Raw genomic sequence first — 22,157 nt, forward strand, 5'->3', positions numbered from 1 at the left:
AGGCTGCGGTGGACGACGAGCTGTGGGACCTCACGGATGCTGCGGGCACACCCATCGGGCGGACGCACCGCCGAGGCGACCCGACGTTCCCCGAGGGGCTCTTCCACATCGTCGCGTCCGTGTGCGTCGTGCGCGGCGACGGGCTCGTGCTGCTGACGCGGCGCGCCGCGGGCAAGGACTGGAGTCTGACGTGGGAGTTCCCCGCGGGCAGCGCCCTGACGGGTGAGACGAGCGCGCAGGCGGCGGTGCGCGAGCTGCACGAGGAGACCGGCGTTCTCGTCGGCACCTCGGACATCGGGCTCGTCGGCCGGCTGACCGAGCGGACCGCGCTGTTCGACGTGTACATCGCACGCGTGGACGGGGACCCGGTGCTCGCGCTCGACCCCGCCGAGGTGTGCGAGAGCGCGTGGGTGCCCTTCGCCGAGGCGCTGCGGCGCGGCGCGGCGGGCGAGATGGCGGGCCCATGGACCCCGCGGCTCGAGCAGCTCGGCGAACGTCTGGGCGCACTCGTCCGGGCGTAACGCCACGCGCTGAGCCGCAGCATCCGTCCGGCGTGTCGGCAGTCAGTCGATCAGGGGCTTGCCGCCGGCGCCTGGCTCGTCCTCTTCGGCGATCTGCTCGGCCTCGTCCGTGTCGAGCACCGGCTTCGCGGCCGCGATGTGCGAGATCGAGCGCCACACCAGCAGCAGCGTGATGAGCGAGCCGCCGAAGGCGAACCACCAGGGCGCGGTGAGCCCCCACACCTGGGCGAGGATGCCGCCGATGAACTGGCCGATCACGAGGCCGCCGAAGACGCCGACCATGTTCACCGAGGCGATGCGGCCCTGCAGCTCCATCGGCACGAGGCGCTGGCGGACGGTCGTCGAGATGGTGCCCCACACGAACGCGTACAGGCCGAAGCCGAACATGATGACGAAGGCCACCGCCGGCGACGTGGTGAGGGCGAACGACAGGTGCATGAGCACCTCGAGCGACAGGCACACGCGCATGAGCGTCGAGAACGACACGTGCTTCTCGAGCCAGCCGAAGCTGAAGATCGCGATGATGCCGCCGAGCGCGGCCGCGGTCGTCAGGGCGCCGTACCCGACGGGGCCCATTCCCAGGTGCTCCGTGGCGTAGAGCACGAGCACGCCCCAGGGGGCGGCCCAGGTCACGTTGAACACCAGGATGATGATGACGAGCGTGCGGACGGGTGCGTTGTGGCGCAGCCACTGCAGCCCCTCGCGGATGGCGTGCGCCTTCGTGCCGCGACCGGCGTCCGGATGCTCGGGCACCGGCGTGCGCGCGATCCGCGAGATGAGCAGCACCGCCAGCGTCACGCACAGCACCTGCAGCACGAACGGCCAGAACGAGCCCACCGCGAAGAGGAAGGCGCCGAGCGGAGGCCCGGCGAGCTGGTTCGCGACGAGGTAGCCGGCCTGCATGCGGGCGTTGCCGATGCCGAGGTCGGCCGGCTTCACCAGCATCGGCAGCAGCGTGCTGCCGGCCGAGTCGGCGAAGACCTCGGCCGTGCCGTAGAGGAACGCCACGGCCAGTACCAGCCACACGGTGGCCTGCCCGCTGACGAGGAACGCCACGAGCACGGCGACGACCACGGCACGCAGGCCGTTCGCCAGCATCACGAGGCGGCGCCGGTCGTGGTGGTCGGCGACGGCGCCAGCGAGGAGGCCGAAGAGGAGCCACGGCAGGAACTGCATCATGGCGCCCGCGGCGACCAGCACGGGCGACGACGTGAGCGAGGCGATCAGCAGCGGCGCCGCTGCCAGTGCGATGCCGTCGCCGAGATTGCTCGTCCACGACGACGCCAGCAGCCACCGGAAGTCGGTCCCGAGGCGCCGTGGTGCGATCAGTTCCCCGAGCGAAGGCATCCCGCCATCCTAGGAGGGCAGAGGGTGAGACGACAGACGCGGGACGAGACCTCGGGGTTCACCCGAGGTCTCGTCACTCGACTGTCGTCTCACTCGGGGGCGGGGGCGACCCCTCCGTCTCGGCCGGGACGGATGAACAGCGTCTCGGTCTGCTCGATGTCCATGCCCTTGGTCTCGGGCACGCGCCACGCGACGTAGATGAACGACAGTGCCGCGAACAGCGCGTACATGCCGTACGTGAGCGGCAGCGACCACGACGACATCGCGGGGAACGAGATCGTGATGAGGAAGTTGGCGATCCACTGCGCACCGGCGGCGACGCCCAGCGCCTTGCCGCGGATGCGGCTCGGGAAGATCTCGCCGAGGAGCACCCACACCAGCGGTCCCCACGACGCGCCGAAGCCGACGACGAACACGTTCGCCGCGACGAGCGCGATCGGCCCCCACGGCGCGGGCAGCACCACCGCACCCTCGGAATCCGTGGTGGAGAACAGGAACGAGATGGCCATGAGCCCGAGCGACAGCGTCATCATGACGGAGCCGGTGAGGAGGATCGGCTTCCGTCCGACGCGGTCCACCAGGAAGATCGCGATCAGCGTGACGAGCACGTTGGTGATCGAGGTCACCACGCTGATCGTGAAGGAGTCGCTCTCGTCGAAGCCGACCGACTGCCAGAGGCTCGTCGAGTAGTAGAAGATCACGTTGATGCCGACGAACTGCTGGAACACCGACAGGATGATGCCGACCCAGACGATGCGCTGAAGGCCGAGCACCGGACCGCGGATCGAGACGCCCGAGTTCTTGCGGTCGGTCTCGATCGCCGTCTGCAGCTCGCGGATCGTCTGGTCGAGGTCGGCCGGCGGCATCAGGCGCGCGAAGATCGCGCGGGCCTCGTCGGCGCGGCCCTTGGACAGCAGGTACCGGGGCGACTCGGGCACCGTGAACGACAGGATGCCGTAGACCGCGGACGGGATCACGCCGACGAGGAACATCCACCGCCACGCCTCGAGCCCGAACCACAGCACGCTGTCGGCGCCGCCCGCCGCGTTCGCCAGCAGCGCGTCCGACAGGAGCGCTGCGAAGATGCCGATCGTGATCGCGAGCTGCTGCAGGGACGCGAGTCCGCCGCGGACCTGGCGGGGCGCGATCTCGGCGATGTAGGCCGGGGCGACGACCGAGGCGATGCCGATGCCCAGACCGCCGATCACGCGCCAGAAGGCGAGGTCCCAGGCGGAGAACGCGAGGCCCGCGCCGATCGAGCTCGCGAAGAACATGATGGCGCCGATGAACATCACCCGGAGGCGCCCCCACCGGTCCGACAGGTTGCCGGCGATGATCGCGCCGACCGCGCACCCGAGGAGCGCGACGGCGACGACGAACCCGGTGATGACGTCGTTGAGCCCGAAGTCCTTCGAGATCGAGTCGACGGCGCCGTTGATGACCGAGGAGTCGAAGCCGAAGAGGAACCCGCCGACGGCCGCCGCGACCGACAGGCCGATCGCTCGTCGCCCGTAGGGACTGCGGAGGGAGAACGCGTCTGCGGGGATCGATCCGGTCGAGTTCATGCTGGTCACGCTAGCGTCCGGGTCGCCGCCGCGGCAGGGGGGCGCGCGGGCAACCGCACGGCCACCCCGTACAGTGAACGCATGCCCGTGACACTCCTCGGTGCGGCCGAGATCCGCGCGCTGGCCGCCGAACTCGACGTGACGCCGACCAAGAAACTCGGGCAGAACTTCGTCGTCGACGCCAACACCGTCCGCAAGATCGTGCACGTCGCCGAGGTCGAGCCCGGCGACCGGGTCGTCGAGGTCGGGCCCGGTCTCGGGTCGCTGACCCTCGCGATCCTCGAGACCGGGGCATCCGTCACGGCCGTCGAGATCGACCACCGTCTGGCCGAGCGGCTGCCGGCCACCGCGGCCGCGCACGGCGTCGCCGACGGCGCGCTCACGGTCGTCGACGCCGATGCCCTTCGCGTGACCGCGCTGCCCGGCGACCCGACCGTGCTCGTCGCCAACCTGCCGTACAACGTCAGCGTGCCGGTGCTGCTGCACTTCCTCGAGCACTTCCCGGCGCTCGAGCGCGGCGTCGTCATGGTGCAGGCCGAGGTGGGGGAGCGGCTCGCCGCCCCGCCCGGGTCGAAGGTGTACGGGGCGCCGAGCGTCAAGGCGGCCTGGTACGGGCCGTGGCGTCTTGCCGGCACGGTGTCGCGCCAGGTGTTCTGGCCGGTGCCGAACGTCGACAGCGTGCTCGTCGGCTTCCATCGCGCGGCCGAGCCGCGCGGCGATGAGGAGCTGCGCACACGGACCTTCGCGATCGTGGATGCCGCGTTCCAGCAGCGGCGGAAGATGCTCCGGCAGGCGACGGCCGGCGTGCTCGGCGGCACGGCGGCTACGGCATCCGTGATCCTGGAGAGCGCGGGAGTCGCCCCGACCGCCCGTGGCGAGGACCTCTCGATCGAGGACTACGTGCGCATCGCGCAGGCGGCAGGGAGCGCCGCGGAGAGCTGAAATTCAGCGGATCTTCACCGTGCCGTCGGGCTTCGTACGAAACACGGCTGTAACATTCCAGCGTCCGCCGTCCCGGTTACACGGCACCTCGCCTCGCGGCGGACCGGAGTGACCCGACATGCGCACCGCCGAGTACCCGGCCCCTGAACGCATCCTGCTGCACCTGAGCGACACGCACCTGCGCGCCCCCGCGACGCCGCGCCTGTTCGATTCCGTCGACGGTGCCGCCCACCTCGCCGCGACCATCGGCGTGATCGAGTCGAGCGGCATCCGTCCTGACGCGATCGTCGTCACCGGCGACCTCGCGGACCTCGGCGAACCCGGCGCGTACGCCGCGCTGCGCGCGCTCGTCGAGCCGTTCGCGGAGCGCATCGGCGCACGCGTGCTGTGGGTGATGGGCAACCACGACGAGCGCGGGGCCTTCCGCGCGGGCCTCTACGACGAGGCATCCGATGCGCGCCCCGTCGATCGGGTCGACGAGCTCGACGGGCTCCGCGTGATCACGCTCGACACGAGCGTGCCCGGCCACCATCACGGCGAGCTTCGTGACGAGCAGCTCGCATGGCTCGCAGACGTGCTCGCGACGCCGGCGCCGCTCGGCACGATCCTCGCGATGCACCACCCGCCCGTGCCGAGCGTGCTGCCGCTCGCGGCGAGCGTCGAGCTGCACGATCAGCAGCGGCTCGCATCCGTGCTGCGCGGCACGGATGTGCGGGCGATCATCGCCGGTCACCTGCACTACTCGACGTTCGCGACGTTCGCGGGCATCCCGGTGTCGGTGGCGTCGTCGACCTGCTACGCGCAGGACCTCACGGTGCCGGTCGGCGGTACGCGGCCTCAGGACGGCGCGCAGGCGTTCAACCTCGTGCACGTGTACGACGACACCGTGGTGCACTCGGTGGTTCCGGTGGATGCGCCGAACGTCCTCGAGCACATCGACGCCGGAGAGGCCGCCCGCCGCCTGCGGGAAGCGGGGGTCGCCCCGCTCACCGTCGTGCGGAAGGATGCGCCGACCGAGCCGATCGCCGTGCTGCGCTGAGCTCGTCGCGCTCCCACGGCGCCCGGACGGGGAACATGCGCTCCAGGGCGCTGCGGATCGCGCGCACGCGGACCTCTTCGGCCACCTCGACCTCGCCGCCGTCGTTGAGGCAGAACATGTCGACGTCGCAGCGTTCCTCGAGTCGCTCCATGCGTCGAAGTCCCGCGGCGAGCGTCGTCTGCACATAGCGCACGCGCGGGAGACGGGTCGCGACCGCCCGGCCGGTGAGCAGCGCGTAGTAGTGGTAGAGGCTGTTCGTCACCGAGAGGTCGGTCGCCGACCGGAAACGGGATGCCGCCGTCCGGGCGAACTCCTCCGGGAAGGTCTGCTCGAGCTCGGCCATGACGCTGCGCCGCAGCGGAGCCGCGCAGTGCTCGAGGTCACGGACGATCGTGCGTCCGAACCGCTCCTGCAGCAGGCCGCGGTTCACCCGGAGTCCGTTGTCGTGGCCGCTGCGATGCAGAGCCGGCTCGCCGGCGCCGATGCGCACGCCGCACTCGACGAACTTCGTGACCCCGCCGGGGGTGAAGAACATCTCGGGCTCGACCGCGCGCCCGAAGAACATGTCGTCGTTCGAGTAGAGGAAGTGCTCCGCGATGCCGGGGATGCGGTGCAGCTGAGCCTCGACGGCGTGCGAGTTGTGGGTGGGCAGCACCGACGGGTCGGCGAAGAACTCCTCGCTGCGCACGATCGTCACCTTCGGGTGATCGAGCAGCCAGACGGGCGCGGGCGAGTCCGTCGCGATGAAGATGCGCCGGATCCACGGCGCGTACATGTGCACGCTGCGCAGCGCGTAGCGGAGTTCGTCGACGTGGCGGTAGCGCGCCGGACCGTCGTCGCCTTCGCCCACCACGTATTCGGAGAGCTGGGCCGCGCGCTGACGCCGGAACTCGCTCGACGACCCGTCCACCCACGAGAAGACGATGTCGACGTCCTCCGTGACCTCGAGCGGCTGGGGGTCGAACATCCCGGCGATCGTGCGCCAGGTGCGCCCGTGACGTTCGACCCTCTCGTAGGCGACGTCCTCGACCGCGGTGCGACGGCGCAGCACGGCGTTGTCGCGGGGTGCCTCGATCACTTCGTCCTCGAAGCGCCAGAACTCCAGGTGCACGCCCAGCGACGGTCCGTAGCGCAGCGAGCCGGAGCGGCTGAGACGCGGACGGTAGACCCGCACCGCCGTGGGCGCGTCGGGCACGTCCGCGACGTCGCAGGCGAGGAGGGGTGCGCGTCCCTTTGTCTTGACGTACAGCGGCTCCTGCGTGCAGACCGCGGCGAGCGCCGCCTGCGCCGCCTCGCGATCGCGGAGGTCCACGACGAGCGCAGGCACGGTGTGGTCGTGACGCACCAGGAGCGCCTCGATGCCGGCGTCGGCGAGGGCGTCGGCGACGAGCAGCAGATCGGCTTCGCGGGCTTCGTGCGGCGCGACGTCGTCGTGGACGAGATGGAGGATGCCGCGGTCGATGACCACGTCGCCTCGCTCCGAGAGCACGCTCCACGGGTCCGTCGCGCGCGGCAATGCGGACAGCAGGGTCATGCGGTCCTCCTCTCGTCGGTCGGGAGGCGCTCCGATGCGAGCGTTCCCCGGTGTCGCCACGATAGGGAGCGTCCGTTACGACCACGTTTCGGATGTAGACCCTTGACACGGGGCACGCCGGTGTGCCGCGTCCGCGCCACCTGCGCGCGTGGGCCGACCTCGCTAGCCTGGACCGGTGACCGAAGACGCGCGCTACCTGTCCCGTGGAGGAGACCTCCACCGCCCCTACACCGCCGACGCCGACCGTTACACCGGCGCGGACTACCGCCGGGTCGGCACCTCCGGGCTCACCCTGCCGCCCGTGTCGCTCGGACTCTGGTGGAACTTCGGCGACAACATCCCGTTCGACAACCAGCGGGCGCTGCTGCGCCACGCGTTCGACCGCGGCATCACCCACTTCGACCTGGCGAACAACTACGGCCCGCCCTACGGCACCGCCGAGACGAACTTCGGGCGCATGATGCGCGAGGACTTCGCCCCGTACCGTGACGAGCTCATCATCTCGTCCAAGGCCGGCTACGACATGTGGCACGGCCCCTACGGCAACGGCGGCTCGCGCAAGTACCTCATCTCCAGCGCCGAGCAGTCGCTGAAGCGCATGAGCATCGACTACGTCGACATCTTCTACTCGCACCGCGTCGATCCCGATGTCCCCGTCGAGGAGACGGTGGGCGCGCTCGACACGCTGGTGCGCCAGGGCAAGGCGCTCTACGTCGGCATCTCGTCCTACAGCGCCGAGCGGACAGCGGTCGCGGCATCCGTCGCCCGCTCGCTCGGCACCCCGCTCGTCATCCACCAGCCGGCGTACTCGATCCTGAACCGCTGGGTCGAGGACGGCCTCACCGGGGTGCTCAAGCAGGAGGGGATGGGCGCGATCGCGTTCACCCCGCTCGCGCAGGGACTGCTCACCGACAAGTACCTCGGCGACGGCTCGGCTGAGCGCGCGCAGCAGCGCGGGTCGCTGCCGAACGGCTCGCTGAGCGAGAAGGGACTGTCGACGCTGCGGTCGCTCGACGTCATCGCGAAGGAGCGCGGGCAGACGCTCGCGCAGATGTCGATCCAGTGGGTCCTGCGCGACCCGGTCGTCGCGTCCGCGCTCATCGGCGCCTCGCGTCCGGCGCAGCTCGACGAGAACCTCAAGGCGCTCGAAGGCCCCGCCTTCACCGTCGAGGAGGAGGAGCGGATCGACGCCCTGTCGGACGGCATCGACGTGGACCTCTGGGCGGAATCGGCGAACCGGTGAGTCAGGCTCTCGCCGCGGACGGCGTCCGGGTGCGGGCGCCGGGCAAGCTCAACCTCTTCTTCGAGGTCGGCGGCGTGCACGAGGACGGGTACCACGACGTCGCGTCGGCGTACCAGGCGGTGTCGCTGTACGAGGACCTGTGGGCATCGCCCTCCGACGAGTTCACGGTGTCGATCTCGGGCACCGTCGATGTGACCGGCGTCCCCGCAGACGACCGCAACCTGGCCGTCCGCGCCGCACGGCTCGTCGCGCAGCGCATCGGCCACGCGGGCGGCGTGCACCTCGACATCGTGAAGCACGTGCCGGTCGCGGGCGGCATGGGCGGAGGATCGGCGGATGCTGCGGCCGCCCTCGTCGCGTGCGATGCGCTGTGGGGGGCCGAGCTCGGCACCGCCGAGCTGCACAAGCTGGCCGCACGCCTCGGCGCCGACGTGCCCTTCGCCCTGATGGGCGGGACCGCAGTCGGCACCGGGCGCGGCGACCAGCTGAGCCCGGCGCTCGCGAAGGGCCGCTTCGACTGGGTGGTGGTGCCGTCCGACGCGGGACTCTCCACCCCCGAGGTCTACGCGCACCTCGACGAGCTGCGTGCGCGGCCCGACATCGACGCAGGCGCCCGGGTGCCCGCAGTCGCGCCCGGCGTGCTCCACGCGCTGCGGGCCGCAGACCCCATCGCGCTCGCCGAGCACACGCGCAACGACCTGCAGATCGCTGCGCTGTCGCTGCGCCCCGAGCTGCGCGAGGTGCTCGAGCTCGGCGAGGAGTCCGGCGCTCTGGCCGGAATGGTGTCGGGGTCGGGCCCTACGCTGGCCTTCCTGACCGTCGACCCCGAGTCGGCGCTCGAACTGCAGATCACCTTGTCGGCCGCAGGCTACGAGGCGCTCCACGTGCACGGGCCGGTCGCCGGCGCGCGCGTGGTCACCTGAGCCGGCCCTCGACCGGCCGCACATCCACCTGAGCCCGCACGGGCGCGGAGAGGAAGAAGCAATGAGCACGTCCGTTTCGACATACGGCCGCATCGGCGAGACCGAACGCGCCGCCTTCCGCGCGGGCCCGGTCGACGAGGAGTCGGCCGGCCGGCTCGCCGCGAACGCACTGGACTACCGGCGCATCGCCGTCGACAGCGACGAATACGTCGGCTGGCTGCAGTCGGTCTCCCGCGGCTTCCAGGACGGGGAGCGCACGGCGGAGCAGATCGCCGCGTCGCGAGAGCGCAGCGGCTACCGCCGGCTCACCGGCGTGTACGACCCGGAGTCGCCGATGGACGCCCCCGTCGCGACGATCGCATCGTGGCTCGGCGAGCTCACGGTGCCCGGCGAGGCGATGATCCCCTCGTGCGCGATCTCCGCCGTCACGGTCGCGCCGACGCACCGGCGCAAGGGAGTGGCCCGCGCGATGCTCGAGGGTGAGCTGCGGGCGGCCCAGGCGGCCGGCATCCCGATGGCGATGCTCACGGTGAGCGAGTCGCCGCTGTACGGGCGGTACGGGTTCGCGCCTGCCGCGGCCGGCGCCTCCTGGAGGATCGAGACGAAGCGCGCGGGCTGGATCGGCCCGCAGCCCGCCGGGCGGATCGACTTCATCAGCCGCGAGCGTGTGCGCGAGCTGATGCCGGCCCTGCACGAGCGGGTACGGCACCGGCACCCGGGCGAGATCGAAGTACCGGGGAGCCACTGGGACGGGTTCGCCGGCACCAACCCCGCCGCCGAGAAGACCGCCGAGAAGCGCGCGGTGCAGTACTCCGACGCCGCGGGCGAGGTGCGGGGGGTCGCGGTGTACGCGGTGCGCGAGAACCACGACGACTTCACGAAGGCGACCGTCTCGGTCCACTACCTGCTGGCCGAGACCGACGACGCGTACGCGGCGCTGTGGCGGTTCCTCCTCGAGCTCGATCTCGTGGCCGAGGTGCACGCGGGGGAGCTGTCGGTCGATGAGCCGCTGACGTGGATGATCGCCGACCAGCGCGCGGCGAAGGTCAGCGTGCGCGACCACCAGTACGTGCGGATCATCGACGTCGTCGCCGCGCTCGAGACCCGTCGCTACGGCGGCCCCGGCACGCTGGCGCTCGATGTCTCGGACTCGCTCGGCATCGCCGCCGGCCGCTACCTGCTCGAGGCCGACGAGCGCGGCGCCGCCCGCGTGCGGAGCCTGGGCGACGGCGAATCGATCGATGCGCCGACGCTGGCCCTCGGCGTCGCCGAACTGTCCGCCACGTACCTCGGTGGGGTCTCCATCGCGACTCTTGCCGCGGCGGGACGAGTGACGGTCGCGGATGCTTCGGCCGAGGCATCCGCGGACGTGCTCGCCCTGGCGACCCGCGTGCTCGGCTGGCACACGGCGCCGCGCCTGAGCATCTGGTACTGAGCGATCCGGCGCAGGAGGGGACGGAACCGGACGAAACACGGCGATCGGGTGCTTTAGGCTAGCCTTACCTGTCTGTTTCCGAGGGGTTCCCCATGCCTTCACGCCTCCCGTCTTCCGCGCGCCTGCGCCATTTCCTCGTCGTACCGGTGGTGGTCGCGGGCCTCGCCCTGGCCGGCTGCGCCGGCGGAGCCGCGGGCGATGACGCGGCCGATCCGGACGCCCTCGTCGTGTACAACGCGCAGCACGAGCAGCTGACCGAGGAGTGGGCCGACGCGTTCACCGCCGAGACCGGCATCGAGGTCGTGCTCCGCAACGGCGACGACAGCGAGCTGGCCAACCAGCTCGTGCAGGAGGGGAAGGCCTCCAAGGCCGACGTGTTCCTCACCGAGAACTCCCCGGCGATGTCGCTCGTCGAGGACGCGGACCTCTTCGCCCCCGTGGACGAGTCCACGCTGGCGCTCGTGCCGGAGCAGTTCCGTCCCGGGTCCGGCCTCTGGACGGGGATCGCGGCCCGCTCGACCGTACTCGTCTACAACCCCGAGCTGATCTCGGAGAGCGAGCTGCCGGCATCCCTTCTCGACCTCGCCGACCCGAAGTGGAAGGGCAAGTGGGGCGCCGCTCCCGCGAAGGCCGACTTCCAGGCCATCGTGTCGGCAGTCCTCGCCACCCAGGGTGAGGACGGCGCGCGCGACTGGCTGGACGGCATGGCCGAGAACGCGGTCGACTACCGCAACAACATCGTCACGATGAAGGCGGTCAACGCCGGCGAGGTGCCGATGGGCATCATCTACCACTACTACTGGTTCCGCGATCAGGACGCCGCCGCCGAAGACAGCGGCAACACGAAGCTGCACTACTTCGGCAACCAGGATCCGGGTGCCTTCGTCAGCATCTCGGGCGGCGGCGTGCTGAAGAACGCCCCCCGCGCCGACGAGGCGCAGCAGTTCCTCGCGTTCATCGCGGGGGAGCAGGGGCAGAAGATCCTCGGCGAGGGCTACAGCTTCGAGTATCCCGTCGCCTCCGACGTCGCGGCCAAGCCCGAGCTGCCCCCGCTCGCCGAGCTCGACGCACCCGTGATCGACCCGTCCACGCTCAACGGGCCCGCGGTCATCGAGCTCATGACGGAAGCCGGACTCCTCTGACCCAGCTCGAGACGCGAACACCCGCGCGCGGCAGGACCGAGAAGCGTCCGCCAGCCGGGCTGGTCGTCGTCGTCGCGGTGCTGGCCCTCGGCGCGCTGATCCCGATCGGCTACGTCGTGCAGGCGGCGTTCGCGATGGGGTGGGACCAGCTGTCCGCCCTCGTCTTCCGGCCGAAGGTCGCCGAGCTGCTCGTCAACACGGTGCTGCTCGTGGTGATCGGCGTACCGGCGACCGTCGTCCTCGGCGTGGGCGGCGCCTGGCTCGTCGAACGCACGACGCTGCCGGGCCGCGGGGTCTTCAAGGTCGCCCTGGCCGCTCCGCTGGCGATCCCCGCGTTCGTCGCGAGCTACGGCTGGGCCAGCGCCATCCCGTCGATGAACGGGCTGTGGGCAGCGGTGCTGGTCGCGACGCTGGCCTACTTCCCGCTGGTGTACCTGCCCGCCCTCGCGGCGATCCGGGGTCTGGACCCCGCCCTCGAGGAATCGGCGCGCTCGCTCGGCATGGGCTCGTGGGCCGTGTTCTTCCGTGTCGTCGCGCCGCAGCTGCGCCTCGCGGTGCTCGGCGGCGCCCTCGTGGTCGCGCTTCACCTCCTGGCCGAGTACGGCGCGTTCGCGTTCCTGCGGTTCGACACGTTCACCACGGCCATCGTCGTCGCGTACGAGAGCATGTTCGCCGGCCCCAATGCGGCAGCGCTCGGGCTGGTGCTCGCGCTCCTGTGCCTGATCCTCCTCGGCGCCGAGTCGGCCGCCCGCGGCCGCGCCCATTACGCCCGCGTCGGCGGCGGCTCTCCCCATCCGGCGGAGAGCCTGGGGCTCGGCCGGCTGACGGTGCCGGCGCTCGCCGCGGTGGCCGCGGTGCTCGCCGGCGCTCTCGTGGTGCCGCTGACGAGCGTGGTCCGATGGCTCGTGAGAGCGGACGCCGCGGCCTTCGGCGATGTCGGCATCGCGGCGCTGCAGACGCTCGGCCTCGCGCTTGCGGGTGCGCTCTGCACCATCGCCGTCGCCCTGCCGTTCGCGTGGCTGGCGGTGCGCTATCCGGGACGTCTGTCACGGCTGCTCGAGGGCGCCGCCTACCTCGCCAGCAGCCTCCCGGCGATCATCGTGGCGCTCTCGTTCGTGGCGGTGACGCTCGCCTTCGCGCCGTCGCTGTACCAGACGGCGTTCACCGTGGTCGCGGCCTACGTCGTGATCTTCCTGCCGCGGGCGCTCGTGCCGCTGCGCGCCGGACTCTCGCAGGTGCCGGAGTCGCTGGAGGAGGCCGCGCGCGCCCTGGCGGTGCCTCCGGCCGCCGCCCGGCTGCGGGTCACCGTGCCGCTCCTGCTCCCGGCGATCGGCGCGGGCGCCGCCCTCGTGGCGCTCGGCGCGGCCAACGAGCTCACCGCGACGCTGCTGCTCGCCCCGACGGGCACGAGCACGGTGGCCACGAGCTTCTGGTCGGCGGCATCCGCCCTCGACTACCCGACCGCCGCGCCCTACGCGGTGCTGCTGGTGCTCCTGTCGGTGCCCGCGGTCGCCCTCATGTTCACGCACGCGACGGGGAGGACCCTCAGATGACTCTTCGGCTGGAGGGCGTGTCGAAGGCGTACGGCGGCACCGAGGTGCTGCGCGACGTCTCGCTCGATGTTCCGCGCGGCACGCGCCTCGCACTCGTCGGCGCCTCGGGAAGCGGCAAGACCACGCTGCTGCGCCTGGTCGCAGGATTCGTCGACCCCGACGCCGGCGTGATCAGCCTCGGTGATCGCGAGCTGTCGGGGCCCGGAAGGACCGTGCCCACGCACCGGCGCGGCATCGGCTACGTCGCCCAGGACGGCGCGCTCTTCCCGCACCTGTCGGTGGCCCGCAACATCGCCTTCGGGCTTCCGCGCGGACCCGGCCGCGCCGCGCGCGTGCGCGAGCTGCTCGAGCTCGCGTCCCTGCACCCGGACCTCGCCGCGCGCATGCCGCACGAGCTGTCCGGCGGTCAGCAGCAGCGGGTGGCCCTGGCGCGCGCCCTCGCCCAGAATCCCGGGGTGATCCTGCTCGACGAGCCCTTCAGCGCGCTCGACACGGGCCTGCGATCGGCGACGCGCGACGCCGTGGTCGACGTGCTGGAGCGCAGCGGGGTCACCGCCGTGCTGGTGACCCACGATCAGCACGAGGCCCTGTCGTTCGGGCACCAGGTGGGCGTTCTCGTCGGCGGCCGCCTCGTGCAGTCCGGCGACCCGATGGCCGTGTACGACGCACCGATCGACGCGAGCGTGGCGCTGTTCCTCGGCGATGCGCTCGTCGTTCCCGCGCGCTCCGACGCGGACGGCGTCGAGTGCGGATTCGGCCGGCTGGCCGTGCGGCACGATCTGTCGGGCGGAGCGTCGCGCGTTCGGGCGATGGTGCGGCCCGCACAGTTGCGCGTGGCCGCGGCGGCGCACGGGGCGGCAGCCACGCTGGCGCCGGTGGCCAACGGCACCGTCATCGCGGTGCGTCCCGCCGGGTCGACCGCCGACCTGCGACTCCGTGTCGGCACCGGGGAGTTCGAGGCCGAGCTCATGTACCGCGTGCCGCAGCACCGTGCGGCCGCGTTCGCGCCGGGCACGGCCGTGCGCGTGATCGTCGAGGGCGGCGTCGTGCTCTACGCGGCCGCGGGTGAGACCACCGCGACGGGAAGCATCATCACGCGCGGCGCAGCCGCCGGCTGAGCGGTGCCGTCGCGCGGCGCAGCCACGCCCACCCGGCCGCAGCACCGGCGCCGGCGCTGACGTACAGCCGGTACGCGATCACGCCGACGACGAACGACAGCAGGGTGCCGAGCCACGGTGCGCTCTGCTCGAACGGCGGGTACACCTGCCAGTGCGTGAGGTACACGAACAGGGATGCTCCGGCTACGGTGACGACGAGCGGCACCGCGAGGCGGGGGAGCGGGATGGCCCTCACCCAGACGAGGGCGAGGATCCCGCCCGCCACGATCGCCTCGCGCCACGGCTCGCCGAAGAAGCCGAACGTCGCCGCGACGGCGACCACGGAGACGAGGATCCGCCGGGCGCTCGTGTCCGCGCGCGCGACGAGCCATCCGAGGGCCACCAGCCACAGGACGACCGGTGCGGAGTAGCGCTCCACGTACTCGGCGGTGGGCCCGGCGATCGCGAAGCGGGCGACGAGCGCGACCGCGAGCGCCACCAGCGCGAACCCGAACGGCGCCCGGCGCTCGAGCCGGTCGACGCGGCGCACTGCGAGGAGCGCCGCCGCGCCTGCGAACGACCAGAGCATCGCCTCGAGGAACCAGAACTGCCACTGCTCGTTCCACCGGCCGTCGCCGGGGACGAAGTTGTTCACGAGCGCCGCGGTCGTCGGCGCGTACTGTCCGGTGACGAGTGACACAGCGCCGATCCACAGCACCGCGGGGACCGCCAGCTGGACGGCGCTGCGCCCGAGGCGCCGCAGGCGCGCGGTGCCCGCGACGGGCGCCAGCTGGAACCTCGCGAGGTTGTAGCCGGCGACGGCGAGGAGCAGGTGCGCGCCACCCTTGAGGGCGAGGAGATCGGCGTGGGTCGCGACGATGAGGAAGATCGCCGCCGCCCGCAGCACCACCGGCGTCTCGAGACGCGTCCATGAAAGCCGGCGACGCCAGGGCCGCAGTGTCGACGCCGCCGCAGCACCCGCGGGCGCCGCATCCGGTTCCGTGCTCGCGACGGGGGACGGTGGGGGTGGAGCGGATGCCGCCAGTTCGCGCGGAGTGCGCGTCGGCCAGTCCCGGGGGAGCGTGCCGACCATGTCCTCGAGTCGCAGCGACAGCTCGACGTAGCTCAGGGAGTCGCCGCCGAGCCCCGCGAACGTGTCGTCGATGCCCGCGTCGGGCGCACTGAGAAGCGTCGCGTACAGGTCGCGCACGGTCTCGGCCGTGACGACGGCCGGAGCCGCCGGTCGCAGGGCGGCCGCGCTGTGGTCGTGCGCGGCGGCGAAGCGCACCAGGGCTGCGTAGTCGCGCTTGCCGTTCGAGGTCCGTGGGAACTCGTTCGCCGCGTAGGCGCCGATCACCCGCGCCGGCACGCCGGTGAGGGCCGCGGCGCGCTCGCGGGCCCGCGTGGCCGCGCGCTCGGAGGTCGCGAACAGGAGCAGCCGTTCGTCGGCGCTCGCCGCGCGCACCTCGGTCCCCTCGTCGGCGAGCAGGTGCTCGACGCGGTCGAGGTCGAGGCGCAGGCCGAACACCTTCACGAATCGGTTCAGGCGGCCGACGATCTCGTACAGCCCGTCGGTGCGCAGCCGCGCCACGTCGCCGGTGCGCAGCTCCGTCACGGTGCGCCCGAGCGGGAAGTCCTCCGGCCCGTAGGCGTACCCCATCATGACGTTCGGGCCCTCGTACACGAGCTCGCCGGACTCGGCGCCGTCGACGGCATCGATGCGGAAAGCGCCGCCGGGGATGGGGCGGCCGATGGCGCCGGCGTGCGTCATCGCGAGGTCGGGCGGGAGGTACGCCATCCGCGCCGTGGCCTCGGTCTGCCCGTACATCACGAACAGCTCGAACCCGCGCTCGCGGCCGAGGTGCGCGAACCGCCGCACGGCGTCAGGCGTCATCCGGCCGCCCGCCTGGGTGAGGTAGCGCAGCGACGGCAGGTCACGGCCGTCGAAGCCCCGCGCCTCGAGCATCTCGAACGTGTACGGGACGCCGGCGAACGAGGTGACGGCGTGGGCGCGCGCCCGCGTCCAGAACTCCTCGTCGGCGACGGAGCGCTCGGTGAGCAGCAGGCTCGCCCCCGTCAGCAGGTGGCTGTTGACGACGGACAGCCCGTAGCAGTACTGCAGGGGAAGCGTCGTCGCCGCTCGATCGGCCGGGGTCAGCTGGAGGTACTCGGCGATCGCCGCGGCGTTGCTGCGGACGTTCTCGGCCGACAGCCGTACGAGCTTCGGCGAGCCGGTGGAGCCCGACGTGCTCGAGAGGACGGCGAGATCGGGGTGGAACTCGTGGCGGCTGCCGGCGCGCCGCTCGTCGAGCGTCCATCCCGAGGCTCCATCGTGGGCGATCACGTCGGGGTCGAAGCGTGCGATCAGCGACGCGCGGTGTGCGCGCGCGGCCTCGTCCTCGTCGCCCGAGATCAGGAGCACCGGGTGTCCGCCTTCGAGCGCGGCGAGGTAGGTGACGATCGGCTCGACGGTGTTGCCCGCGGCGATCATCACGAGCCGGCGCACGTCGCCGAGTTCGTCCCGGCGCCGCGTCACCCGGTCACGCAGTTCCGCGTAGTCGAGCCGCGTGCCGTCGGCGATCAGCGCAGTGCGGTCAGGGTCCCCTCCGAGCAGGGACAGTCCGAGGGCGGGCGCGATCGCGGTCATAGAGTCGGGGGCTTTCTCCTGACGCGCCGATGTGGGGAGGGTCGCCGGCGCAGGTGGAAGGTATGGCTAGCCTAACCTGTCCGGTTGGCGACGCCCGCAGTATGACGCCGGGTTCCGCCCCCGGTCGCCTAGCCTTGAGGGGACATGGCACATCTTCTGGGGGCCGAGGCCCTGCACCTGGAGTTCCCGACCAAGGTCGTCTTCGACCGGGTGTCACTCGGCATCGACGAGGGCGACCGCATCGGCGTCGTCGGCCGCAACGGCGACGGCAAGTCGAGCCTGCTGGCGATGCTCGCCGGGCGGCTCGAGCCCGACGGCGGCCGCGTCACGGTGCGCGGCGGCGTGCGCGTCGGCGTGCTCGACCAGGCGGACACCCTCGACGACGCCCTCACGATCCGGGAGGCCGTCGTCGGCGAGCGCCCCGATCACGAATGGGCCGGCGACGCGCGCACGCGCGACGTCATCGCAGGCCTCCTCGGCGACCTGCCGTGGGACGGTCCGGTCGCGGGGCTGTCCGGAGGTCAGCGCCGACGCGTGTCGCTCGCGGCCCTGCTCGTGGGCGACGACGACGTCATCTTCCTCGATGAGCCCACGAACCACCTCGACGTCGAGGCGATCGCGTGGCTCGCCGATCACATCAAGCGCCGCTGGCCGGCGAACCAGGGCGGACTCCTGGTCGTGACGCACGACCGCTGGTTCCTCGACGAGGTGTGCAACACCACGTGGGAGGTGCACGACCGCATCGTGGAGCCGTTCGAGGGCGGCTACGCGGCGTACATCCTGCAGCGCGTCGAGCGCGATCGCCAGGCGGCCGTGATCGAGCAGCGCCGCCAGAACCTCGCCCGCAAGGAGCTCGCATGGCTGCGCCGCGGCGCGCCGGCGCGCACGTCGAAGCCGAAGTTCCGCATCGACGCCGCCAACGTCCTCATCGCCGACGTGCCCGAGATCCGCGACGCGACCGAGCTGCGCTCGCTCGCCGTCTCACGGCTCGGCAAGGACGTCGTCGACCTCCTCGATGCGGCGGTCTCCTACGACGGCCGTGAGGTGCTGCACCCGGTCGAGTGGCGGATCGCCCCCGGCGAGCGCACCGGCATCCTCGGCGTCAACGGCGCCGGCAAGTCGACGCTGCTCGGTCTCGTCTCGGGCGACGTGGAGCCCACCGCCGGCCGCGTGAAGCGCGGCAAGACCGTGAAGGTCGCGACCCTCACGCAGCGCCTCGACGAGCTCGAGGAGCACCTCGGCGACCCGGTGCGCGTCGTCATCTCGCGCCTGCGCACCACGTACACCTTCGGCAGCGGCTCGAAGGCGCAGGAGCTCACGCCCGGCCAGCTGCTCGAGAGCATGGGGTTCCAGAGCGCTCAGCTCTCCACGCCCGTCAAGGACCTGTCCGGTGGTCAGAAGCGCCGCTTGCAGCTGCTGCTGATCCTCCTCGAGCAGCCGAACGTGCTCATCCTCGACGAGCCCACCAACGACCTCGACACCGACATGCTCGCCGCCATCGAGGACCTCCTCGACTCGTGGCCGGGCACGCTCCTGGTCGTCTCGCACGACCGGTACTTCATCGAGCGCGTGACCGACCAGCAGTTCGCGATCCTCGGCGGCCACCTGCGCCACCTCCCCGGTGGCGTCGACGAATACCTGCGCCTGCGCGAACGCGAGCGCACTGCGGGGCCGGCGACCTCGAAGGCGGTGGATGCTGCACCCGCAGCATCCGGGTCGTCCCCTACGCCGTCGCTGTCGGGGCAGGAGCTGCGCGCCGCACAGAAGGAGGTCGCGTCGCTGGAGCGCCGCCTCGAGAAGCTCGAGACGCAGATCGCCGACGCGAAGACGGCGCTCGCCGACCACGACCAGTCGGATTACGTCGGGCTCGGCGCCGAGATGGCCCGCATCGGCGAGCTCGAGAAGGACCGCGACGGCGTCGAGGAGCGCTGGTTCGAGCTCACCGAGCAGCTCGGCTGATCCGGGGTCAGTCCGCGGCGTCGAACCCCAGGCTGAGCTTGCGCAGCAAGACGGCGAGGCGGTCGCGGTCGCCCCGTGACAGCGCGTCGAGCAGGAGCGCCTCGGCGTCGACGAGACGCGTGATCGCGGCATCCACCCGGATCTTGCCCTCGTCGGTGAGGGTGACCAGGATGCTGCGGCCGTCGTCGGGATCTGATTCGCGGCGCACCAGCCGCCGGCCGACGAGGCGGTCGATGCGGTTGGTCATCGTGCCGCTGGAGACGAGCGTCTGCTGCAGCAGCTGCTTCGGGCTGAGCTGGAACGGCTCGCCCGCGCGGCGCAGCGCCGAGAGCACGTCCCACTCCCACGGCTCGAGCTCGCTGCGCTTGAACGCGTCGCGGCGCGCGCGGTCGAGGTGGCGGGACAGCCGGTCCACGCGGGACAGCACGCCGAGGGGTGAGAAGTCGAGGTCGGGGCGCTGCGTGGTCCAGGCCTCGACGATGCGGTCCACCTCGTCGCTCTGCGCCGTCATGCCCCCATTATCCCGACCCGGCCCCCACACCCCGACGCAGGCCGCCTCCGCGGACGGGCGCGCACGGGGCATCTGGCAGACTTGACGGGCGGCGCCCGGCACCCGGGAGCGCCGCGGTCCGCCGTGGTGTAATGGCAGCACGACAGCCTTTGGAGCTGTGAGGTCTAGGTTCGAGTCCTGGCGGCGGAGCATGACCGACACGACCCGCGACAGCGCACTGGCCGTCATCGTCCTGGCCGCAGGGCAGGGCACCCGCATGAAGTCCGCGACGCCGAAGGTGCTGCACCGCATCGGCGGCCGCCCGCTCGTCGGGCACGTCCTCGACACCGCGATCTCCCTCGAGCCCGAGCGCGTGGTCGTGGTCGTGCGGCACGAGCGCGACCTGGTGGCCGACGCCGTCGTGAGTGCCGTGCCAGGTGTGGTCGTGGTCGACCAGGACGAGGTCCCCGGCACGGGCCGCGCGGTCGAGGTGGCGCTGGACGCCCTCGGCGACTTCGCGGGCGACGTGCTCGTGCTGAGCGGCGATGTGCCGCTGCTCGAGGCCGACACGCTCGCGGCGCTCGTGCGCACCCACCGCGACCGCGCCGTGGCCGCGACCGTGCTCAGCGCCTCGCTCGACGACGCCACCGGCTACGGCCGTGTGATCCGGGACGCCGACGGCGCCGTGTCGCGCATCGTCGAGCAGAAGGACGCGACGGCGGACGAGGCATCCGTCACCGAGATCAACGCCGGGGTGTACGTCTTCCAGATGCAGGCGCTCCGCACCGAGCTGGCGCTCGTGGGCACCGCGAACGCGCAGGGCGAGAAGTACCTGACGGACGTCGTGGCGCTGCTGCGCGGCGACGGCCTCCTCGTCGCGGCGCAGACGGCTCCGGATGCCGCGGCCGCCCTGGGCGTCAACGACCGCGTGCAGCTGGCCGAGGCCGCCCGCATCCTGAACGCGCGCACCGTGCGGCGCTGGCAGCTCGAGGGCGTGACCGTCCTCGACCCGGCGACGACGTGGATCGACGTGGACGCGAAGCTCGCGCCGGACGTCACGGTGCTGCCGAACACGCACATCCTGCGCGCGACCGTGATCGCGTCCGGTGCGATCATCGGCCCCGACACGAGCCTCGTCGACTGCGAGGTGGGGGAGGACGCCACCGTCACCCGCACCGACGCGACGCTCGCCGTGATCGGCGCGAAGGCCACCGTGGGGCCGTTCGCCTACCTGCGTCCGGGCACGTACCTCGGCGACAAGGGCAAGATCGGCACCTTCGTCGAGACCAAGAACTCGACGATCGGCGAGGCGAGCAAGGTGCCGCACCTGTCGTACATCGGCGACACGACGATCGGCAAGCACGTCAACCTCGGCGCCGGCGCGATCACCGCGAACTACGACGACCTGCACAAGCACCGCACCGAGATCGGCGACGAGGTGCACTCCGGCTCGCACAACGTCTTCGTGGCGCCCGTTAGGATCGGAGACGGCGCGAAGACCGGGGCAGGGGCGGTCATCCGCAAGGATGTGCCCGCCGGTGCCCTCGCTCTCAGCGTCGCCCCTCAGCGCAACGTCGAGGGGTGGGTCGAGAAGAACAGACCGGGTACCGGAGCGGCGGATGTCGCCGCCAAGGCCCGCAGCGCACAGAAGGCGGACGATGGCGCGCAAGAAGAAGACCGTTGAGCTCGACCGGGCGAATGACATCGCCCCGGGACTCGTCGCGAAGACGAAGAAGCGTCTCGTGGTCGCACGAGGCAGCTCCCATCCCGAGCTCGCGGCCGAGGTCGCCGCACAGCTGAGCACGGAGCTGGTGCCGACCGAGTACCGCACCTTCGCGTCGGGTGAGATCCTCACCCGATTCGAGGTCTCGATCCGCGGCTGCGACCTGTTCCTCATCCAGAGCTTCGGCCCGCCGGTGAACGAGTGGATGATGGAGACCCTCATCATGCTCGACGCCGCCAAGCGGGCGTCGGCCAAGCGCATCACGGTCGTCGCGCCGTACTTCCCGTACTCGCGCCAGGACAAGAAGGGCCGCGGTCGCGAGCCGATCAGCGCCCGCCTCGTCGCCGACCTCTTCAAGACCGCGGGCGCCGACCGCGTCATGAGCGTCGACCTGCACGCCGCGCAGATCCAGGGCTTCTTCGACGGACCCGTCGACCACCTGTTCGCCAAGCCCGTGCTGCTCGAGTACTTCGAGAACACGCTGAGCGCCGAGGACCGTGAGCGCCTCACCGTCGTCTCGCCCGACACGGGCCGTGTGCGCGTCGCCGACCAGTGGTCCGACAGCCTCGGCGCGCCGCTCGCGATCATCCACAAGCGCCGCGACCCGAATGTCGCGAACCAGGTCACGGTCAACGAGATCGTCGGTGCCGTCGACGGACGCGTCTGCCTCCTCGTCGACGACATGATCGACACCGGCGGAACGATCGTGAAGGCCGCCGAGGCGCTCAAGGCCAACGGCGCGGTCAAGGTGATCGTCGCCGCCACCCACGCGATCTTCAGCGACCCGGCAGCTCAGCGCCTGCAGAGCCCCGCGGTCGATGAGGTCGTCGTGACCGACACGGTGCCGATCCCCGCCGAGAAGCGCTTCGCGACGCTTACGATTCTGCCTATCGCACCCCTGCTCGCACGTGCGATCCACGAAGTGTTCGAGGACGGCTCCGTCACCAGCATGTTCGACGGGGCCGCCTGACGCCGGCGCCGAGTCGAGACAGCGACT

The 22,157-nt window shown here is 71.8% G+C and carries 17 protein-coding genes and 1 tRNA gene; 13 read left to right on the forward strand and 5 right to left on the reverse strand.

What is annotated here, in order from left to right:
* Positions 1–8 precede the first annotated feature (8 nt).
* Entirely contained in the window at positions 9–521 is a 513-nt protein-coding gene (locus tag ACFVSU_RS17405; RefSeq protein WP_387145769.1) for an NUDIX domain-containing protein, read from the forward strand.
* 42 nt (positions 522–563) lie between these two features.
* On the opposite strand, the gene ACFVSU_RS17410 is transcribed toward ACFVSU_RS17405, so the two are convergent.
* Together ACFVSU_RS17410 and ACFVSU_RS17415 are read right to left on the reverse strand one after the other, a co-directional pair.
* Positions 564–1,868 carry an MFS transporter gene (locus ACFVSU_RS17410; RefSeq protein WP_387145771.1) on the reverse strand — a complete coding sequence of 435 codons (1,305 nt, stop codon included), beginning with the start codon at positions 1,866–1,868 and terminating at the stop codon, positions 564–566.
* Between the two features lie 89 nt (positions 1,869–1,957).
* On the reverse strand, positions 1,958–3,433 hold the full coding sequence (locus ACFVSU_RS17415; RefSeq protein WP_387145774.1) for a sugar porter family MFS transporter: 1,476 nt from the start codon (positions 3,431–3,433) through the stop codon (positions 1,958–1,960).
* A gap of 81 nt (positions 3,434–3,514) precedes the next feature.
* On the opposite strand from ACFVSU_RS17415, the gene rsmA reads away from it, so the two are divergent.
* Positions 3,515–4,375 carry a 16S rRNA (adenine(1518)-N(6)/adenine(1519)-N(6))-dimethyltransferase RsmA gene (rsmA, locus tag ACFVSU_RS17420; RefSeq protein WP_387145777.1) on the forward strand — a complete coding sequence of 287 codons (861 nt, stop codon included), beginning with the start codon at positions 3,515–3,517 and terminating at the stop codon, positions 4,373–4,375.
* Between the two features lie 118 nt (positions 4,376–4,493).
* Positions 4,494–5,414, forward strand: a complete 921-nt coding sequence (locus tag ACFVSU_RS17425; RefSeq protein WP_387145780.1) for a phosphodiesterase — start codon at positions 4,494–4,496, stop codon at positions 5,412–5,414.
* Here the strand turns inward: ACFVSU_RS17425 and ACFVSU_RS17430 are convergent.
* Positions 5,362–6,948 (reverse strand): stealth conserved region 3 domain-containing protein, encoded by a 1,587-nt coding sequence (locus ACFVSU_RS17430; protein WP_387145784.1) that lies wholly within the window; start codon positions 6,946–6,948, stop codon positions 5,362–5,364. The genes ACFVSU_RS17425 and ACFVSU_RS17430 overlap by 53 nt on opposite strands.
* 175 nt (positions 6,949–7,123) lie before the next feature.
* Here ACFVSU_RS17430 and ACFVSU_RS17435 point away from each other — a divergent pair, with 175 nt between their 5' ends.
* From ACFVSU_RS17435 to ACFVSU_RS17460, 6 genes are all read left to right on the forward strand, one after another.
* Positions 7,124–8,191 carry an aldo/keto reductase gene (locus ACFVSU_RS17435; RefSeq protein WP_387145787.1) on the forward strand — a complete coding sequence of 356 codons (1,068 nt, stop codon included), beginning with the start codon at positions 7,124–7,126 and terminating at the stop codon, positions 8,189–8,191.
* On the forward strand, positions 8,188–9,114 hold the full coding sequence (locus tag ACFVSU_RS17440; protein ID WP_387145790.1) for a 4-(cytidine 5'-diphospho)-2-C-methyl-D-erythritol kinase: 927 nt from the start codon (positions 8,188–8,190) through the stop codon (positions 9,112–9,114). Before ACFVSU_RS17435 ends, ACFVSU_RS17440 begins: the two co-directional genes overlap by 4 nt.
* Positions 9,115–9,175: 61 nt before the next feature.
* A complete protein-coding gene (locus tag ACFVSU_RS17445) occupies positions 9,176–10,549 on the forward strand; it encodes a GNAT family N-acetyltransferase (protein WP_387145793.1) in 1,374 nt (457 codons plus the stop codon).
* A 92-nt stretch (positions 10,550–10,641) separates the two neighbouring features.
* Complete coding sequence (locus ACFVSU_RS17450; RefSeq protein WP_387145796.1) at positions 10,642–11,691, forward strand: iron ABC transporter substrate-binding protein; 1,050 nt, start codon at positions 10,642–10,644, stop codon at positions 11,689–11,691.
* Positions 11,692–11,768: 77 nt separating this feature from the next.
* Positions 11,769–13,244 (forward strand): ABC transporter permease, encoded by a 1,476-nt coding sequence (locus ACFVSU_RS17455; protein WP_387145798.1) that lies wholly within the window; start codon positions 11,769–11,771, stop codon positions 13,242–13,244.
* A complete protein-coding gene (locus tag ACFVSU_RS17460; protein WP_387145801.1) occupies positions 13,241–14,362 on the forward strand; it encodes an ABC transporter ATP-binding protein in 1,122 nt (373 codons plus the stop codon). The genes ACFVSU_RS17455 and ACFVSU_RS17460 overlap by 4 nt, the downstream gene beginning before the upstream one ends.
* On the opposite strand, the gene ACFVSU_RS17465 is transcribed toward ACFVSU_RS17460, so the two are convergent.
* On the reverse strand, positions 14,337–16,988 hold the full coding sequence (locus tag ACFVSU_RS17465; RefSeq protein WP_387145804.1) for an AMP-binding protein: 2,652 nt from the start codon (positions 16,986–16,988) through the stop codon (positions 14,337–14,339). The two genes, ACFVSU_RS17460 and ACFVSU_RS17465, sit on opposite strands and share 26 nt — an antisense overlap.
* Before the next feature lie 144 nt (positions 16,989–17,132).
* Between ACFVSU_RS17465 and ACFVSU_RS17470 the strand changes: the two genes are divergently transcribed.
* The gene (locus ACFVSU_RS17470) at positions 17,133–18,947 is read left to right on the forward strand and encodes an ABC-F family ATP-binding cassette domain-containing protein (RefSeq protein ID WP_387145807.1); all 1,815 of its coding nucleotides are present in this window, start codon (positions 17,133–17,135) and stop codon (positions 18,945–18,947) included.
* Between the two features lie 7 nt (positions 18,948–18,954).
* Here the strand turns inward: ACFVSU_RS17470 and ACFVSU_RS17475 are convergent, their stop codons facing one another.
* The gene (locus tag ACFVSU_RS17475) at positions 18,955–19,458 is read right to left on the reverse strand and encodes a MarR family winged helix-turn-helix transcriptional regulator (RefSeq protein WP_387145810.1); all 504 of its coding nucleotides are present in this window, start codon (positions 19,456–19,458) and stop codon (positions 18,955–18,957) included.
* A gap of 117 nt (positions 19,459–19,575) precedes the next feature.
* Here ACFVSU_RS17475 and ACFVSU_RS17480 point away from each other — a divergent pair.
* From ACFVSU_RS17480 to ACFVSU_RS17490, 3 genes are all read left to right on the forward strand, one after another.
* A tRNA-Gln gene (locus ACFVSU_RS17480) sits at positions 19,576–19,647 on the forward strand.
* 1 nt (position 19,648) lies between these two features.
* A complete protein-coding gene (gene glmU / locus ACFVSU_RS17485; RefSeq protein WP_387145813.1) occupies positions 19,649–21,121 on the forward strand; it encodes a bifunctional UDP-N-acetylglucosamine diphosphorylase/glucosamine-1-phosphate N-acetyltransferase GlmU in 1,473 nt (490 codons plus the stop codon).
* Positions 21,096–22,130 (forward strand): ribose-phosphate diphosphokinase, encoded by a 1,035-nt coding sequence (locus tag ACFVSU_RS17490; protein WP_387145816.1) that lies wholly within the window; start codon positions 21,096–21,098, stop codon positions 22,128–22,130. Before glmU ends, ACFVSU_RS17490 begins: the two co-directional genes overlap by 26 nt.
* Positions 22,131–22,157: the final 27 nt, after the last annotated feature.

Origin of the sequence: Microbacterium sp. NPDC058062 (assembly GCF_042885375.1) — a bacterium.
Taxonomy (GTDB): Bacteria; Actinomycetota; Actinomycetes; order Actinomycetales; family Microbacteriaceae; genus Microbacterium; species Microbacterium trichothecenolyticum_C.